This window comes from Pseudomonas thivervalensis (assembly GCF_001269655.1).
Classification (GTDB): Bacteria; Pseudomonadota; Gammaproteobacteria; order Pseudomonadales; family Pseudomonadaceae; genus Aquipseudomonas; species Aquipseudomonas thivervalensis.
On the sequence record NZ_LHVE01000006.1, the window covers coordinates 81516 to 99042 of the forward strand.

Here is a 17527-nt window from a genome sequence, read left to right on the forward strand (position 1 = left end):
CGCCCTGATTAAGGGTAGGCACCAGCTGAGCAGCTGTGCGCGCGAGTGAGATCTAGTCAGGGATGACCGATAGCGGCACTGTGCCAGCGTTACCGCAAGTTAGCGTGATTGACGGGAGCGGTAAACAACAACGGAGACAATTTTTGGTGCAAATCGTCGGAGGTTGCGCAATAGCTGTATAAATATCCAGATGCTCGCAGATCAATCATCGTCGGACTGAAAAATTCGCAGCACCGTAGACAGCTCTATCCGACGCTGCTGGTCATTCCCGACTGAGAGGTAAGCAATGTGAGCCCCCCTCCCCCCACTTATGAACTACCGCAAGCCATCTGAAGGGGGCAAATCTGAGGGGATGCTTTGGATGGTTTGAAAATGATACCCCCAGTCTAAGGTCCATCTGTAAGGGGCCGGCGACCACACCTTCCCAACTCCGCCGCCGAAGGCCATGGTGTTCACTTAATACGCGGGCAACATCACCCTTAATGCTGGAGTTCGGAAGGTAACTTTGCCGAACGCTTACAAACAGAAATCGAATGCTCCACATCCTTCACCAGCGCCCTCGCTATCTAGTGGTTATTTGGGCTGCTGCTACCTCAGCAGGTAGGTGGCACGGGGCGGGATTGCTAACATTATTCTCCCAGTGCCCGTGCCGACAAAGTCAAGCTAGTTACTCCTCTGCTTACTTTGAAATTCTTCGCGAACTTACCAAATGTTCTCGTAAAAAATAGGCTCGAGCAGAGCCGTTTTTCACGATGCAGTCCAATATGGCGAGACAGTCTTTGTGCTGCATTCTACTCAGTGGGCCGCGCTCATCAACGTTTAAGAAACGCGCCATAGCCATTTCCAAGTGATAGCATGTATTCCCTTCTTTAAAGGCCATTTCTGGATCACTACGAAGAACTTCTGCCACTATATGAACACCCGAACGCAAAAACTGATCTGGGTAATAGCGCATGTGCTTTGCGAGCGACTCAAAAACGCTAGGATTCATAATAAATCGCTGTATGAATTCGATAAAAGAAGGCGCTCCAACTTTTATGCGCTCAAGCTCTCCCTTAGTTGGGCTATCCCTCATAGGGTAGTCGAGAAATATCATTCCTCTAAAAAACCTTAAAGTACTTTCCTGCTTAGAGCGCGATAACTTACTGAGATCTACCGTCGCAGCATGTTCCATTTCTGGAATAAACAGCCTCCACAAGTCCCAAATGGCATCTAAAGACATGGTTTTTTCTAATTCGCATTCAACGAACAGCTTAACCATATACATAAAATGTGGATCTTTCCGGCAGCCTTGAAGAACCCAATCACGAACAGAGGAAAAGTTAACGGAAACAGAAGCTAGTATATGCTCCGCTAAGCATCTCTGCATTGCCTCCTGCGCATCTAGACCAGCGAAAGGATCAATATCATCTTCAGAGCCCTCACAGATACAGTTAACAACGCCTCTTACGGTAGCTTCTACATATTCATCATTGCTTTCAAGGGGCTGCATAAGCAGTATCAATTGTAACACCCCAGCATGTTTAACACCGAAAACAGGCGGTGCTGCATCGGATGAGAACTCAGCGGATACAAGTTCTTCCCTGTAAGACTCCATTAGTGACACAGCTTCTTCGCCTTTTACTCCTCCCCTACCAGATCTAATCATTGAATGACACGCTTGGTCGATTTCCGAAAGGCGCATCAACCAAGCACAACAAGCCAATGCGAATTCTCTATCGATGCCCCATACATATTGACGCACGCCCTTGGCAGCGGATAGACGGACGTACTCATTCGAATGACTTAAGCAAGTTGCGATAAGAGTCTTGACTGCGCTCAAGTCATCTTCATGGACGACCTCAAGAAGTTTGGGAATTATGAACGCACAAGCCGACTCCCCTCCCATATCGCCCATCCCGGCGGAAGCAATGCCATTGAAATCATTTGCACCGACACGAAGACCCTCAACAATGTTAGAGACAATCCAGTTAAGTTCCTCATCAGACAACGAGTCAAGATGATCTCGTAACCCAATCACCGACGTCGTTACAATTGCCCCCCAAGCTATTATTCCCACTTGGGTGCGTGCTACCCCCTTTGAAATATCATCAAGTAGCTCCATCGCCTCCCTTAGTGCATGCGGGTACGTTTCAAATGACGAGGAGTTAGCCGCACTATTTTCGTAAATCGCATCAGCCCAATTCTTCAAACGATAAATTCGTTGGTCGAAAGCTCGCTGGGCGTTTTGTGCAATTCTTTTTTCCTCCAAGTCAGCGGGAAGAGGCCTTTCCACTCTAAGCTCAAATTTATACTTATCATCAGTTTGCACTAACGCCATATCTCTAGTATCAGTACGATGCAACATATACTGGATAGCTTCAGAGTTTTCGGAATGATTTTTTTTCAACTCATCGAGAATGGCCAAGGCATGAGAGTGCAGTTCGGGATCAAGCTGAATCTCTAATAAAATATTCTCTAATGAACGGCTTCTCCAAGGGAGCGCATTGGATGTCTTGCGCTCATCGACATAAAGTTCTGCAAGCAATTCTCGACTAAAGGAAACTCGGGGATAGTCCATTACTGTAGATTCTTTGACAACCCTTACAATCTCGAAACCGTAAAAATGCTCACATCTAAGGATAGGGAGCGCTTCACTACCTACCTTCTTTGGAAACGCGACCGCAATCGAGGCCAGCACACCTGTAATCAACCCAGAAGAACTATTTTCGAGAAGATATGTGAAAACCCTCTTGAACTCTACATCATTATTCTTTAATTGAGCTTGTCGAATCAGCCAGTTTTCCAGTGCCATCAACGCACACTGCAGCAATCTTGGCACTACAGAGAGCCCTCGATATGCGTTCCAAAGCTGCGGGGACACCCATTGTAAAACTTCCGCGCCATCATTCAACTTAATAACAACTTGTGAAAGCTTCAGCTCATCGCCTAAAACCCACCAATCTGTCGGCTCATCCGCTTCAAGTGTTTGTGATTTAACCAAGGCATTTGTACACCAGTTGCAGAGTTCTAAAATGAAGCTGATCGCCTTGTCTGGGTGGAATCCTAATAGCGCATGGAATGGACCTTTTAAACCACTTGCCCCAGGAGACAAAAAGTCATTTTCAAGCCCAAAATCTTGACTTCTTCGAGAACCATAATAATGATCATGCTCCACCTTTAACCACTCAAAGCAGGCCAGGCGCATGACTGTGTCGGGTATGTACTGACAGAGAAAACCAGAGTTTTCAGCATTGAGAGCTAACTTGGTTAACGACCTCACGTATGATGGTCTGTTTCCATCTTCAGTGCTAAATACATCTCGCTCAAATAACGCTTCAAGGTCATCCTTTACAACTCGAACTAGCCTCAGGACAATTGATATCAGTTTGATTCTCACCTGGTCGCGCGAGCACGCATATTTTTGGCTCTCAATAATATGCAAAGCTAACAATGCAGATCCCCTGAGAGCCTCGTCTGACCATGAGCCTAAATGATACCCGTCACCCCAAATGCTCAGAGCTTCAGAAATGCTATTAACAATCTGGACAGGCAATGATTGCCGATTGTTGTAGGCAAACTCGAAGCAGGCAACCCAACCTAGCCCATACGGGATCAAAACCAATGTTTTGGGCAGCTGCATTAGCCCTTCAATTAAATTAATTGCGCTAGGACCTTCCCATGGACGCTGGCAAGTTGTTCTCAGTATAAACAGCAGCCTTTCAAACAAATTAAAATCATTTTTAACTATTATCGACCTAATTAAATAAAGTAACTCTTTAGGAGTATCGCTATGAAGTATTGCGGAAAGCGCTTCATCTTTCCAGTAGTCTGGAATTGAGTCGCTGGAAAGTATCTCTGCCACGAACTCAACTATTACCGCACCTTCCCCAAGTCGACGCAGCATCCACAATCTAAAACCACGTTTAATCGCAGGTTCGTTACCAATAGCGCTCAGAAAGTCCGAAGCAGAATCTGCGTGTTCCTCATATTCTTGGTCAATGAACTTATCCAGCGCCCAGTCCTCGAACACGTCGTGGCTCGGACTGACGTATGAGTTTTGGACACGGAGAATTAGATCGTCAGCTTCAAGCTGTTCTAGAGCACCAGCATCGAAGTCTTTCGCTGGAACACCAAAAACCATACGCTTGGCACGTTTTTTTGAAATTTCTATAAATGTTTTCTCTCTACGATCAGGCATACCGTCTCCACGCCTATCGCTTCTTGCAATCACCGAGTTCCAAACCCTGCTACGGAACTCCGACTCCGAGTCGGTATCAGAGAAATTTTGACTATTTGCCTGCGCACGTACTGCCAAATCAACAAAAAATGGCACGTGCATAATGGTGGAAATTGAGGAGTTGGCGAAAAGCGGTGCAAGGCTGGGGATTTTCTCACACAATTCCGATGTCTGCTCAGTTGTAAATCCACCTACCGCAATAGTTTTAAAACTTATACCGAATGGCTGTAGATAAATAAAGGTCAACTGCTGCACACTATAACTTCGTCCAGTGAAGATTACAGTCCACCCCCCAGAACTCTGAATAAACAATAGCAGCTGCTGAAACGCTCCTACATCTTTCAGCTCTAAGACCCGCTCAATTGATTCAATTACTAATACTTTATTTGTGATCAGTGCGAGATGGCCTGCAATATTCTCGATTGTGCTTTCCAGACCTATCGATCTAAAAACTTGGGCAAGCCCTGGTTTGTCTAGATCTTCAGCGCGAAGGTAAAATGGCACGCAATCTTTCAGCCGCTCGCTCAAGAAATGTTTTACTAGTGCAGATTTTCCTGCACCGCGATCGCCAGAGACGAAAATGACCCCACCTTCCGAAAAAAGTTGCTCGAGCCTAGCCATTTCATGGTTGCGGGAGATATGCACATCCCGAATACTGTGCCGGATACCTTCGTAAATATACTTCCCCTGCTCGCTCAGCTTGAGGGTATCCTGCGCTAGCTTTGCAGATACAGTTGACTTGAATATTTCTCCGAGCTCTCGAAGATTCTCTCGGGTAATAGTTCCACCATTTTGATTAAAGGTCTGCGCAAGCTCGACAATCCTAGCCATCACGACATGTGGTGGCTGATCTGTGTAGCAAGAAATCAATGCGTTAACAAAAGTTAGAACAACCGAGGCTGTGCTATCTAAATCATAAGACAGCACATAAAACACCTTCAAAAAGCTCCACAATTCATGATCTGTTAGTGCAACCCCATCATTTGCGGACTCCAATTGATCTCTGAATATTTTTAATCGTTTTATTTTGGTGTCACTAGTAAATCCTTTCGTTTGAATTTTTAGAAAGAATTCCGCCGCACTGCTGGAGTACCTGGCCCACTCCAGCACTGGCAAAGTGTTGTTGACATCATTCTTAGGCAGGATGCCAACGATCAAAGCGATACAATCTGTTTCTGGATTAAATTTCTCTCCTGAAAAGTCTTTCCAAGCACTGGTCATAACCTCAGAAAATATAGAGTCTTCCGAACTTCCAATTTTAACTTCGTGCTTTACCTGTCCGTACAACCTGCATGGAGTGCCTGCATTGTCAACAGCCTCCACAACCAAGTCGTCTGTATTGACACCATCATATTTTGCCTGGAGCTTCAGGGATGTAGCTCGTGCTGCATTGGGTAGGCCCGGGATCGGAGCATCAGCAAGAAGTGCCAGCGTGAAAATTGCTTGGATTTTGTTCTCAAAAACCACGCCACTTCCAGCAGTAGAAAAAGGATTACTTTGCTTTTTTGTACTGCTCACCATGATTTCAATCCTTTGCCAAATCATTGGAAATTTCGAAAAAATCACCACTTTCCACCTGGGCACGCGCACTTAAAGTGCCAAATGCTGAGGCTTCGGTACACTCATCGGGCGGATTAATACTGCCCTACTTCGTCCTCACCATACTACTCCGCAGGCCGTTCCGGCCAATGACGTCATACACCTTGAACCACTTGCACTGCTCAAGCTGCTGAACGTTTTCCTCATGGATATTGAGCCTCTCACTCCAGTTCTGCTTGTCAGGCAAGACCTTCAAGGTCTGGCAGATGATTTGGCGCAGGTCTGATGGTTTGAGACCACATTCGTAGCTCAATTGAATCAGATACCCCTGCAGCGCTTGCGGTGCGCCTTACCAGACAGTGATTTCGGCTTCATCGACCTGCGAGAAATCGTGACGCCTTGAAAATGAGTCCTTCATCCTTCACCTCCGCCTCACCTAATCCACTGGCAAATCGCCATAGCGATCTGGATCGATAATGCCTGACATTCCGGGCTTGGGATAGCTAATGGGAATCGACGCTTGACCTGGCCTGAAGACTGCGCAATCACGCGCAGCGGTCGATTCAAGCCACGACCTTTGAGGAGCGGCCTCAGGCCTTCCCCGAGCTACCAGTGAGCCCAAGCTGACTTGGACGCAACTATCTACCAGGCAGATGGCACCATTCCTGGTAGGTGGTTAGAAGCCATCAGAGCATGCTTGGCCCCTTACGAGCATGCACGCGGTGAAGCGATGGTCATCGACTTCCACCCCACGCTGACGATCACTCATCAGGATGGCTGGCCACGCGAGATTCACATGCAGTCGTCACTAGCAAGCATCCAGCCCAGAGACCGTATTGAAATCCAGGTTTAGCGGAATGATGTGCTGATCCATGACATCGCAGATGTGTTCGTAGAGGTCGGGAGTACGGAGATCGTTTTCGTCGAGTGCAAGGGGCACTTGCCAACCGGCGAGGGTTATGACGCCGAAGTCGAGAAATGGTTGATGAAACGAATCCCGGTACTGCGGGACTTCGCAAAGCACGAGGAAGGCTATGCCAAGCTCAAGCAGACCTGCAGCTTTGGACAAACGACACCATCAGCCCGGAATCGAAGGCCCTTATCCAGCAAGAAAACGAGAAGACGAAGCGGTACTCCATCACCTATCGAGAAGGCTCCGATCTCCAGACGATGATCAAAGAGTCGGGTAAGTCTACTGAACTCTCACAGGGTTCGAGGATGTTGCGGAGCATTTCACAGTTGGTTGGGGCGAGGTCAGCGCCGCCGCTATTTGTCGTTCGCCTTGCGGTAGGCCCAAACCACGCACACGCCCTCAGAATCATTAGCCCCAATAGATCGCGACGAAAGGAATAAAATGGCTTGAATGGAGACAGACTCCGACCAGGCTTCGTGACTAATCCGACTGAGTGAACTGGCGTTTTTCAACAATATCGCTTGCTTGCCTGACTACATGCACAAAATTCCAATCCTGCGGATCTTCCCCTTGGGCAAGGCGGGTGACCCTGGATTGCTCGTCCTTTGGAATTCGATCCCCCCAAACGGACTCTACGAGCAATCCTTTTTTCCTAAGGCCACGCGTCTTCACGAATCGCTCATCATCGGCAATTTCGATGGCCAAAGCCTCGAACACTGACTCCAGCTTCGCAGCATCGGTTGCGACCTGAGACTCAAACCTGTCTTGGTGCCCTTCGATGAATTCGGCCAGGTAGTCGGTCAACTCGTCGTACCAGTCTCCATCCAACACGCAGAGCCTGGCCAGGCCATGGGCCGAGTATGCGTACCTCAGCCGGTGGACGAGCCCTTCCCTGGACTTGAAGGCCTCAGGCAGAACCTCAAGGCATTCATCGATGGTCGGCATGAGCGCATTCTTGCGATTGAGCGAGGTCTCCCGCCCGCCGGCGTTGATTATCTCGATGCTGATCGTCGTTCGTGCATCGAAGTGATGTTGGGAGTAAAAAATCAAGGCGGGGCGATCGAGTGATATCGCTGCAGCCATCGCTGCCGGATCGAGCAGCACAAAGCATCCTTCCGAAAAGCTGACTAGCTCAGCCTCAATCATGGTCACGCCCACGCTGCCGGCGGAATCAAGCAAGCGCTTGGCTAGCTGCTCAAGATCATCTGGCAATACTGATTTGTTGCTCATTTGGCTCAACCCCACCCTCCGCCTTCAGCGCACGAACAGTGCTCCGGACGATTCCACTTTCGCGCTGAATGTAGGTCGCGGTGATCGGTCCAGGTCGACCGCTTTCGCGCTGCTTGCCACCGACAAGCAGCGCTGCGTTCAAGTTGTCTCTGAGGTAGTGGCCCAGAGTGTGCGATGGTTCTTCTCCGATTTCGACTTTTTCCATGCTGGCCTCTTCCGTTTTTAATGTCGGAAGAATATGCATGGCTTTCTGCCATATCAAATCATTCTGGAGTATGGGCGCTCCACTTTGATAGGCAGATGGAGCGTATAAGCTCCATAATCCCTATTTTTTTACCCTTCTGCTCGCGCGTCTCTCTCGTTTGTCCGCTTTTCCCTGCTCATAACCGGACTCTTTCCGTACTTTCGCCGCAGCGCCTGCGTCAGTAAGGTCCAGGACAACAACAGACGTTATGGCCCGGAGCTCTGCCGGCAACTGTCCCTCAAGTTCGGCTTTGAGAGCATCTGGTGTGTCGGGCGTGGTGCCCTCCGGCGGTGCCTGGATCTTCAGCGCGGGCCCGAACCAAAAGACAATATAGATCCCCTGCCCTTCAGTACTGGGCGCCTGTGTATAGGTTTGAAGCTGACCACTATGCCCGTACCAAAGGTGACTGTGGGCTGAACGCTTTGCCTCGAACGGTAGAGACAAGGTCCCGTGCGTGACCACCATGTCAGCCCGAGTCCCACCTGCTGAGGCCACCTCTGGAGATACCTCGAAGTCACCATAAACCCTCAGGCGATCACGAAGTTTATCGGCTAAAATATCGCGGCAATCGTTCTCTGGCTTAGGCACACCGTCATTCCAATAAAGGTTCCAGATGTTCAGTGGCGAAGACTGGATTTCTGCAGCCACCTTGCGCAGCACCATAAGGGTCAGTGCTCGCAGATCACGGACACTGATGGGGCCTTTGCTGTCAATCACCTTGGCTAAGTCGGCCGGGGTAATCAATGAATAATCCAGTGCCCGGGCATCGCGGCGGTAGACCTCGAGGTCATGTCTGAGCAGCAGCTCCCAAGCAGTTCCCTCCGCAGCGAGAACCAGCGACTGAATCTCACTTTCCGCCTGCCTCTCACCGGACAGCCTAATCGACTTCATCACCTTTGCGGTATCGACCCTAATACGATCGTAGTGCCCTTCCATTGATGGCGATCGGGCGATGAAAAACTGCATCAAGAGGGTGCTTATGCTGATCGTAGTAGAAGGCTCAGTACTGAAGCCTTTAAGCGGGTAGTCATCGACGATCAAACGGTGGATCGTATGATCATCGGCCACCTCCAATGCTCGGGTGAAGTCATCACTGAACAAGTCCGGCTCAATGCAAACGCCGAAGTATGCCCACTGAAGTCGATCCGAGATGAGGGTGGAATAGTGCCTAACCTGAGGCTGCTGTTGGCACTGCTCGACCAAGCGGTCAATGAAGGTACGAGCAACGGAGACTAGCTCATCATGGTCAAGGTTCAGCCAGGCTAGATTTTGTGCCGCATCCAGCAATCCTCTTTCGACCATGTCTGGTTGCAGTAAAAGGGTTTTCACGGCCCACGCCTGCAAATCACCAGCTCTCGGCCTCTCTCCGAGCTTTTCAAGTAGGGTGCGCCATGATCCGTCATTCGCCTGAGAGATCTGAGCGAGCATTTCTGGCTCTGTGCGGAAGGCGCTTTCAAGCAAAGAGATGCATTGGTGCTCTAGCTTATCTCTGAGGTATGAGCTTCTCAGGTACTCGGCGGACAAGTACACCCTGGTGATTTCTGCGGTCGACAACCCAATGAGGTCACGGCCCTTGTCAATTAGCAATGATGCCTGAGCTGCGAGATGAACGCCTGCAGGAGAACATTGATCATCGACGATCCCGTCGGCTACGACATCAGCAAGAGTCTCGCCGAAGGCTTCGTTCAACGCTTCTGTTCCGTTGCAAGCCACGAGAGGCAGGGGTGTATTTCCAGCATAAATCTCTGCCCCCCAATACATGAGCTCGCTTAATTGGTCATCGGTAATTGTTTCAGCTGCCTGGCAAGCCTTGATTGTTCGTCGTAGCTGGGCCTCCACACTATCAGCTGCACGTGCTTGCAGGATCGAAAGCTCCTCCTCATGTGCAGTGATAGCGGCCCTGACCGTAGATACCACTTCTCGGTCTAGATGGGCCGTAAGCAAGGCTGGTAACCAGTCAGGCGTTGCCTCACCCTGCCGCAGAACCCAGGCCACCACCTGCCGCCCAACATAAGCGCCCTCTGTCTTGGCCAGCAGTTGACTTGAGTTCAGGAGCAAGCTTACCGACGCTGCAGAGGGTGAAATGCCGAGGGCCCGTAATCCCATGCCAATCGAGCCACAACCAGCAATCTCCAAGTCGGTAACAGCGGCGATTTCAGCAACTAAATCATCTGACATACCATGCGATTCAATGTACTCCCGCGCGGCACGGCTGAAGGAGGAGTCATCACCAACAATCAAACCTGTTGCGATCAACAAGTAGGCGAACTCTTCAACAGTTGGCTCAAACTGCGTAACAACGGCATAACCGAGGTGCGAGGCAAAAGCTTGCTGTACCGACCCCTTGCCTGCCGCAAAGCGCCAGCTTTTCGGGTCGTCAGTGATCAAGGCATGCCATGCACTCGACGCTACATGCCATGCAGCATCTCGTAGGGCGTAGGTGATAGTAACGGTGGGGGCACTGACCATTTTTGAGGCGTGGTAGAGCGTGCTGTGCACCGCCATCAACACTTTCAGCAGGCGATCCACGTCAGTCACGTTCAGTTGCTCTGAAGGGATAGCGCAAAATAGTTGGGCCATTGAGCGAAGGTTGCCGTAATCGTGTTCCGCCATTTGGCAGAGGCAATCAATTCGCGCCCAAATCTCCTCAACGGAGGGCCGAGCGCAGTGGAGCCAGGCTGAGACGGCTGCACGCCGGCACCACTCAACCGCGGCTTGACCCACTACCATGCCCCAGCAGGCATCAGATGCTGCAGCATGAGGCTTACCTACAGACAGCGCCTCCAAAAGCATATTGATGCGGTAGCCCGACGTTTCCCCGGTCAGCATCCCTATCACCTGGGTAAGCATGTCGGCAGTGATGAGGCCCACCGTTGTGATCTCTGCTGGTGCCCACTGGTGAGGCGCCCACCGGAAGAATGGGTCTCTAGAACCCACGTCCCTGAGAACCGTTAACCTCACGTCGACGGGCAACTTTGCCGTGTCGCCGTGTAGAAGCAATGAATCCGGGTCTAGTTGTGCCAGTCTCATTGCTTCATCTGGGTATCCGAAGCTGACCAGGTGTCCTGCGTACCACGCGTAGAGGGGACGCATTCCGTCAGCAGGTAAGCCATCTGCAGACACGATGAGCGCCAGCGCGCGTTCAGCCGGGAGCTTAGAATTGCCAGTCCCGTTAGCGACAAGCCTTGCGAGAAAGCGTCCGGCGAGGAATTCCTGAATGCTGCGGTGAAGCGGCTGGAACACGTCCCCGGCTTTGATAAACAACGCGCTATCCAACACTGCTGTCAATGCAGTGCGGTCAAGCCTCAAGTCGTCACAAGTGACCGCGGTGTCATCTGTAAAAACGGAAAGTTTGATCCGATGCTTGCCTGACAACAGCAGTGCCAGGCCGACGCGGCCGGCAATGTCGAGCCTGGCCTCCATCGTGAGGGTGGCACGCTGGCCATCTTCCTGTTTGGTATTGTTGTGCTCAAACGCCAAGTGCTCAACGCCGGACTGATAGAGCTCGAATCGCGTCAACTCGCTGGGTGACTCTATATTGGCCTTTGTAAGGAATTTCAAACCCAGAGGCGTCATCGCGAAGGCCGTCGAACGTATCACCTCCAGCTTGGCGAGGAGTGCTGCCGGATCAGCGCAGCCGAACGCTTGAAGCACTCTGACTGCCTCTAGCTCCGTTAAAGGAAGCAATTGGGCAACTGCAGGGGCTACACCAGTTGAAGCCCCCTTATCACCGAAAGCCTGACTGAGGCGCCCGCCTTCATTCCAGCTTTCAGCCCTGCAACTTACCCGCCACCTGACGTCCGGAGTGCGCTGTAATGCCCTTGCGATGCTCTTGGCCTCGTCCACCGGAATCTCATCAAGCGCATCGATATAGATTGTCGAACCGGGTGTAAATTGCTGCTCAACCACGGCGAATGCTTGGTGGTAGGTTTCCCCTTCCAGCTGGGCCAGCTGGCTGAGCGCCACGGACTTGCCCATACCAGGGGCACCGAGGAGCACAATGAATGGCTCGCTAAGCAGGCTGCTCAGCGGCCGAGCATCTCTAGCTTGATCAACAGCAGTGCCGGTCGTTATGAGGCGGTCAAGTGGGGCAATGGTCATGTGGGGACGGGCCAGGCTCAATCGAACCCGGCATGATACAAGATGCTGGGTCTGGTTCGGGTAAATGGAGTCATTGGGCGGTGTGCCGTGCCAGGATCCGTGCAATCTCGCTCAGGTGAATTCTGCGCGCACCCTCCTCGAGTATTTCAGCCTCTTCCCAAATATCGCTGATGCTGGGCCCCAGTTCGAGCGCGAGCGCCTCACGCTGAGCCCGCTTCAGGCTATGTCCCATTAAGGTTGATGTTGGCCTGGCCAGGTCGACCCACCCTTCACCACCCTCCTCACCGTACTCAAATGGAATTCGCAGGGCGGTCATCCTACACACTCCATCAACCACCAGCTCCCCGTCACTCTCAAGGAAAAGGCATAGGTACTCGTACTTCCCCGTAGTGTCGAGAGCATTGGGCCAGGATTCGAAATTCCAGTGCTTGCTGGGTCTACGGCCTTTCTCGCCCCCCTGCTCTGCGACAACCTGCTGGTGGTAACGATCACCGGCCTCATCGGCCTCTTTGCAGGGGCGAGAGTTGTAAATCAGTGCATAGGCATCGCGCACCTCGAGTTCGTGCGGCAGATATTTGGCAAACGTGAATGGCCCCTTAGGCGAGTAGTCAGGTCTTGCGTTCCGATTGCGGTTATAGGCAACGATGGCAGCTTTGAGGTCATCGTCGGTGATGACCCGAGTCTCAGCTGATGTCCAGAGCTGCTCGAACCATTGTTGAGCAGCACGCACTTCATCAGTCATGGTTGTGTGGATCCCCGCCTCAAGCCAGTGAGCGAGCTCCTGCCCTTCCAAACCAAGGCCATTTCGGCTGAGATTGGCACTGCCTAAAACCAGGTTCGCTTCACCTACGATCACCTTGGCGTGCAGGCGGTCGCACTGTTGAATCTCGATCTGAGGATTCTTCTTCGCCTTTTTTATCAGGCCTTTGATCATCCAAGGGTTCGTACCCCCGCTGCGCAAGTTAACGATCATCCGGATGGGCTTGGAGATCTCAGGGTGGATGTGTACATCGGCGCCCTCCCCCCAGAATGCTACCGCGACGTCCAAGCGCGGCTCTTCGGCGACTATTGTGGCTACTACCGACTGGTACTGATCAGGGCGAACGAACAATTGAAGGCACTCCTGTGAATTGTGATGGTAAATGCCGGTGTGACGGTGAGCACATCGCTTGGTAAATTTCGATCGTCCGCATATTCCGCGCTACTGGGGGCAAAAATGGGGGCATATTTTTGTTTTCCCGACCTGAAAATACTGCGCTAGAGCCTAGTCAAAATGTTCTTCGGCGATCCTGAGAGTCTGTAGGCGTCTTCGGGCGGGGGGGCAACCTGATCATTTCTGACTTGTGATAGACCATGGAAATCCATCCACTTCCAGTGGATTGCTACGTTGGGAGCATATCTGAGGGCATGCTTTGGATGGTTTGAATCCCCTGATTGGCCTCAGTTCTTCTACGAGGGCTGGGGTGAGCGATGGCAATGGGGCACGCTGGTTTCCACGACTGCCTTGACCGGTCGCCCGCTGATCGTGTTCGAGTACCTCTATGCCTTAAGGGCACGCCCGGCCAAGTCGGCTTGTGTCATGTCCGGCGCCAAGCGCTCTGTGCGCAAGCGATCGCAGAGGCGCTTGACGACCTCGCTCGGCTTGCTGAAGCTTAAATCCAACGTAGTGTGTATCTAGCCCATTTTGTGCCAGTTAATTCACAAAATTATAGAATTAAATAGCGCCCTATCAAGCGACTTAATTCCCTGAATCAGGGCCTTATCGCTTTCTGATTTGAGTCAGCACTCGATCAGGCAAATCACCCGAGCTTGCGATCAAGGTCGATGAAACTATCCGCCTGCCAATCCCAATCCTGGCCGTCGGCGGCATCGGGGGCCGGTGCCCCACCATATTCCATGGGGCGGTCGACATAGGCCGTCATCAGGCCACAATCCCTGGCGGCTGCAAGATCGCTGTGGTGACAGGCCACCAGGCAAAGTTCATTGGGTTTCAAATCCAGCGCCTTTGCCGTGGACAGGTACGCGGCAGGATCCGGTTTATAGGTTTGTGCGAATTCCGCCCCCAGCAGCGCGTCCCACTGCAAACCGTTGTACCGGTTCATGGCGATCATCAAGGCCACATTGGCATTGGACAAGGTCACCACCGCAAAGCGTCGGCGCAACAGGGCCAGCCCCTCGGCCACGTCAGGCCACGGGTCCAGGCGACGCCAGGCATGGGCAAGCGTGTGCAAGACCTCGGGAGCAACCTGGTCGACGTCCAGGCCGTAAGTCCTCAACAACTGGACCAGCGTCTCGTGGTGCAATGTATCCAGGACAACGAAGCCTCCATGCCCCTTGATGCACTCGCGCAGCGCTGGCGCATACAACCGGCGCCATTGCATTGCAAACTCTGCTGGGCTGACCGCGGGCAGGTAGGTCGACACGAATGTACTCGCCTCACGTGCGATGCCTGAATGCCAGTCAACCACGGTACCGAACACATCAAATGCCAACGCTCGTGGAAGCGTCATTACAAGACTCCTCTGTTATTAACGGTCCAGCCTGGTACAGCGGTCGCTGAGGCACTGGAGCGCGGGAACTCAATGAGCTTAGCCTTATCCTTTTCAAGCGCCATCGATACGGCGCAGGCGCCTAGAGCTTATGACTCCCCAACACCCGATACCGCTGCGGCTCCACCTTGCGCAGTCGCGCCGCCAGGAACACACCCACCAGCAACGCCGCCGGAATGATCGCGCAGAGGCCATACGACAAAGCCTTGCTCGCACCCGTCAGCACATCGAAATGCACCACCGCGATAAACAGGACCGCCAACAACGCCACGCACGAAAAACCAGGAAAAATCCGCCCACGCCAGATCCCCAGCTTGAGTTCGGGGTGGCGTTGGGCAAAGACCCAGACCGCGGCGGAAGTCAGCGCCATCAGCAAAATCACGCAGAGCGTCGCCAGGTTGGACAGCCAGGCGAACAGTTGCAGGATCGGATCGGCATCCATGGCGGCGAAAATCAGCACTACCACGGCGGAGATCAGGCTCTGCAACGCCGATCCCATGTGCGGGCTCTGGTGGACGCGGTGGGTGGTGCCCAACCGGCTGGGCAGCAAACCGTCACGTCCAATGGCATAGAAATAACGCGCCGCGGCATTATGAAAGGCCAACAGCCCGGCATAGATACTGACCATGAACAGCACGCGGATGACCTGGGTCAGGTGCGGGCCGACAAAGTGGTCGGACATGCCATAGATAAACGTCGTCGGGTCCTGCAAGGCCTGGAGCGTGGAGACGATTTTGTCCGCCCCAACGCCGATGACCATCGACCAGACCGACAGCGCGTAGAAACCACCGATCAGCAAGACCGAACAGTAGGTGGCAATCGGGATGGTACGTTGTGGGTTCTTGGCTTCTTCGCCGTAGATGGTGGTGGCCTCGAAGCCGATGAACGCCGCAAAGCAGAACAGTAAGCCGATGGACGGCGTGCCGCTGAACACGTGACGGCGATCGAACGCGTCGAGGTTGATGCCGCTGTCGCCACCGGTCCTTAGAATCGCGAAATCCAGGAGCAGGATCGCCAGGTACTCGGCGATTACAATGACCGACAGCACCCGGGCGGACAGATCGATCTTGCGATAGCCGAGAATCGCGACACTGGCCATCGCCATCAGCGAGTACGACCACCAGGGCAATACCAGGCCGAAGACGCTTTCCATCGTGCCGCTGACCACGCCACCGAACATCCCATACAACCCGACTTGCAGGATGTTGTAGGCAAACATTGCCAGCACGCCCGCCGCACCACCGGCCAGGCCACCCAGGCCACGGGAGGTGAAGGCATAGAATCCGCCGGCGTTGGTCACGTGCCGGGACATGGTGGTGTAGCCCACCGAAAACGCCAGTAGCACCAGCAAGGCCAGGATCAGCAACGCCGGTGTGCCGGCGCCGTTGCCCAGCATGATGCCGATGGGAAAGCCGCCGGCGATGACGCTCAAGGGGCTCGCCGCCGAAACCACGAAAAAGATGATGAAGCCGACACCCAGGGCCCCACGCTTGAGCTCCGTGGAGCTATTGACCGGGAGAGGTACACTCATGTTTTCTTGACCTTATAGGATGAGGCAGTCGCCGTAGGATCGATGCGGTCAATCGCTGACCATCATCAAATAGCGTTATTGTTCTTGTTGCACGCTGGACTTGATCCTATGCCTCTCCCTGAACGTCTCATTAGCCCAAATCGGTAAGTGAAGTCACGCCAGCCCGTTGCTGAATGCAACGAGCCCATGTTCAAGCGTGAGCGCAACGGCTGATGGCAGCGCGGGCGGTATGGGACGGCAACTCAGCGAACAGCGCCTGGTACTCGGCGGCAAAATGGCTGAGGTGAAAGAAGCCCCACTGGGCTGCGGCATCGCCAATCGAGAGATGCGACGCTGGGGTGGACATCAAGGTTCGGCGCACGCCGTTGAGCCTTACGGAGCGCAGGTAATTGACCGGCGTGGTCTCGGTCACCGAACGGAAACTGTTTTGCACGGTACGGCGACTGACCTGGAGTCGCTGGCACAACTCGTCCACGCTGGGCACATTGTTCGATTGCGCGGTCGCCAGGCGGTGACACTTTTCGACAATGTAACTGCGCGTGGAGCTGGGAGCGCGCTGTTGCTTGTCGCAGGCGGGGTCGGTCATCAACTGCAGCAATTCGTCGAGCATGGTCTGCTCCAGTGCCGTTTCCCGGTCTTGCGCATTGTCGAGTTCCTCACTCAAGAGCGCCTGGGAAAACGCCGCCAGCATTCGACGGCGAGCCTCGGCATAACGCTGAGTGGAAAGCCTGATCACCGGCTGACGTAGCAACTGACTGATTTCCCTGGCCGACGCGGTTTGCGCCAACGCTTGCTCGAACAACTCACGCTCGAAGGTGATCGCCAGCAGCTCCATGCCCATCGGCATGTGGAACATGAACTCCTCGCCGCCATGAAGAAAGAACAGGCTGCTGTCGTCCACTTCCCGCCCTTGCATACGGATCGTACCCGGGACATTGATCGGCACGGCGAAGCACATCTTGCCCCGAGGGGCCACGCCGTGCTGCACGACCCGCTGGTTGATCTGCTCGCGGAAGACGTGGCAGCGCGGCGTCGTCAACTGGATCAGTGAGCTCTCAGCCGAACCCGCGGTTAACTGGTTGTAGTCCTGGTTCCACTCCTGGACGGTGGCGGCGTGGACATGAATGTCGTGGAAGTGGCTGATATTCAGGTTTTTCATGATGACGAAAGCCTCGGCCGTTATTTTTGTTTTTAGATCGTC

At 53.0% G+C, this 17527-nt stretch carries 9 protein-coding genes and 1 pseudogene; all 10 read right to left on the bottom strand.

The genetic code is table 11. The features are described 5' to 3' along the window. Positions 1-679 precede the first annotated feature (679 nt). The 10 genes and pseudogenes from AD659_RS06385 to AD659_RS06430 all read right to left on the bottom strand — a co-directional run bounded on the left by AD659_RS06385 (position 680) and on the right by AD659_RS06430 (position 17485). Positions 680-5740, bottom strand: a complete 5061-nt coding sequence (locus AD659_RS06385; protein ID WP_053119406.1) for an ATP-binding protein — start codon at positions 5738-5740, stop codon at positions 680-682. 826 nt (positions 5741-6566) lie between these two features. Beyond that, positions 6567-6827 (bottom strand): hypothetical protein, encoded by a 261-nt coding sequence (locus tag AD659_RS06395; protein WP_053119410.1) that lies wholly within the window; start codon positions 6825-6827, stop codon positions 6567-6569. 324 nt (positions 6828-7151) lie between these two features. After that, positions 7152-7901 (bottom strand): hypothetical protein, encoded by a 750-nt coding sequence (locus AD659_RS06400; protein WP_153043981.1) that lies wholly within the window; start codon positions 7899-7901, stop codon positions 7152-7154. Continuing rightward, the gene (locus tag AD659_RS06405) at positions 7873-8145 is read right to left on the bottom strand and encodes a hypothetical protein (protein ID WP_053119413.1); all 273 of its coding nucleotides are present in this window, start codon (positions 8143-8145) and stop codon (positions 7873-7875) included. Before AD659_RS06405 ends, AD659_RS06400 begins: the two co-directional genes overlap by 29 nt. 81 nt (positions 8146-8226) lie before the next feature. Beyond that, entirely contained in the window at positions 8227-12246 is a 4020-nt protein-coding gene (locus AD659_RS06410) for an NACHT domain-containing protein (RefSeq protein WP_053119415.1), read from the bottom strand. Positions 12247-12316: 70 nt separating this feature from the next. Then, positions 12317-13180, bottom strand: coding sequence for a phospholipase D-like domain-containing protein (locus AD659_RS06415; protein WP_231987679.1), 864 nt, complete (start codon positions 13178-13180; stop codon positions 12317-12319). A gap of 617 nt (positions 13181-13797) precedes the next feature. Then, positions 13798-13908 (bottom strand): annotated as a pseudogene (locus AD659_RS29060) (XRE family transcriptional regulator); the annotation flags it as partial. Positions 13909-14045: 137 nt separating this feature from the next. Further along, a complete protein-coding gene (locus tag AD659_RS06420; RefSeq protein WP_053119419.1) occupies positions 14046-14756 on the bottom strand; it encodes a haloacid dehalogenase type II in 711 nt (236 codons plus the stop codon). Positions 14757-14877: 121 nt separating this feature from the next. Further along, positions 14878-16326: an APC family permease gene (locus AD659_RS06425; protein ID WP_053119422.1), complete on the bottom strand. Its 1449-nt coding sequence runs from the start codon at positions 16324-16326 to the stop codon at positions 14878-14880. 190 nt (positions 16327-16516) lie between these two features. Further along, positions 16517-17485, bottom strand: coding sequence for a helix-turn-helix domain-containing protein (locus tag AD659_RS06430; RefSeq protein WP_053119424.1), 969 nt, complete (start codon positions 17483-17485; stop codon positions 16517-16519). Between the last annotated feature and the right edge of the window lie 42 nt (positions 17486-17527).

Excerpts from the sequence above, each read along its gene's own strand:
- AD659_RS06425 (WP_053119422.1), bottom strand. The coding sequence starts at position 16,326 with ATGAGTGTACCTCTCCCGGTCAATAGCTCCACGGAGCTCAAGCGTGGG.
- AD659_RS06385 (WP_053119406.1), bottom strand. The coding sequence starts at position 5,740 with ATGGTGAGCAGTACAAAAAAGCAAAGTAATCCTTTTTCTACTGCTGGA.
- AD659_RS06400 (WP_153043981.1), bottom strand. The coding sequence starts at position 7,901 with ATGAGCAACAAATCAGTATTGCCAGATGATCTTGAGCAGCTAGCCAAG.
- AD659_RS06415 (WP_231987679.1), bottom strand. The coding sequence starts at position 13,180 with ATGATCAAAGGCCTGATAAAAAAGGCGAAGAAGAATCCTCAGATCGAG.
- AD659_RS06405 (WP_053119413.1), bottom strand. The coding sequence starts at position 8,145 with ATGCATATTCTTCCGACATTAAAAACGGAAGAGGCCAGCATGGAAAAA.
- AD659_RS06420 (WP_053119419.1), bottom strand. The coding sequence starts at position 14,756 with ATGACGCTTCCACGAGCGTTGGCATTTGATGTGTTCGGTACCGTGGTT.
- AD659_RS06410 (WP_053119415.1), bottom strand. The coding sequence starts at position 12,246 with ATGACCATTGCCCCACTTGACCGCCTCATAACGACCGGCACTGCTGTT.
- AD659_RS06430 (WP_053119424.1), bottom strand. The coding sequence starts at position 17,485 with ATGAAAAACCTGAATATCAGCCACTTCCACGACATTCATGTCCACGCC.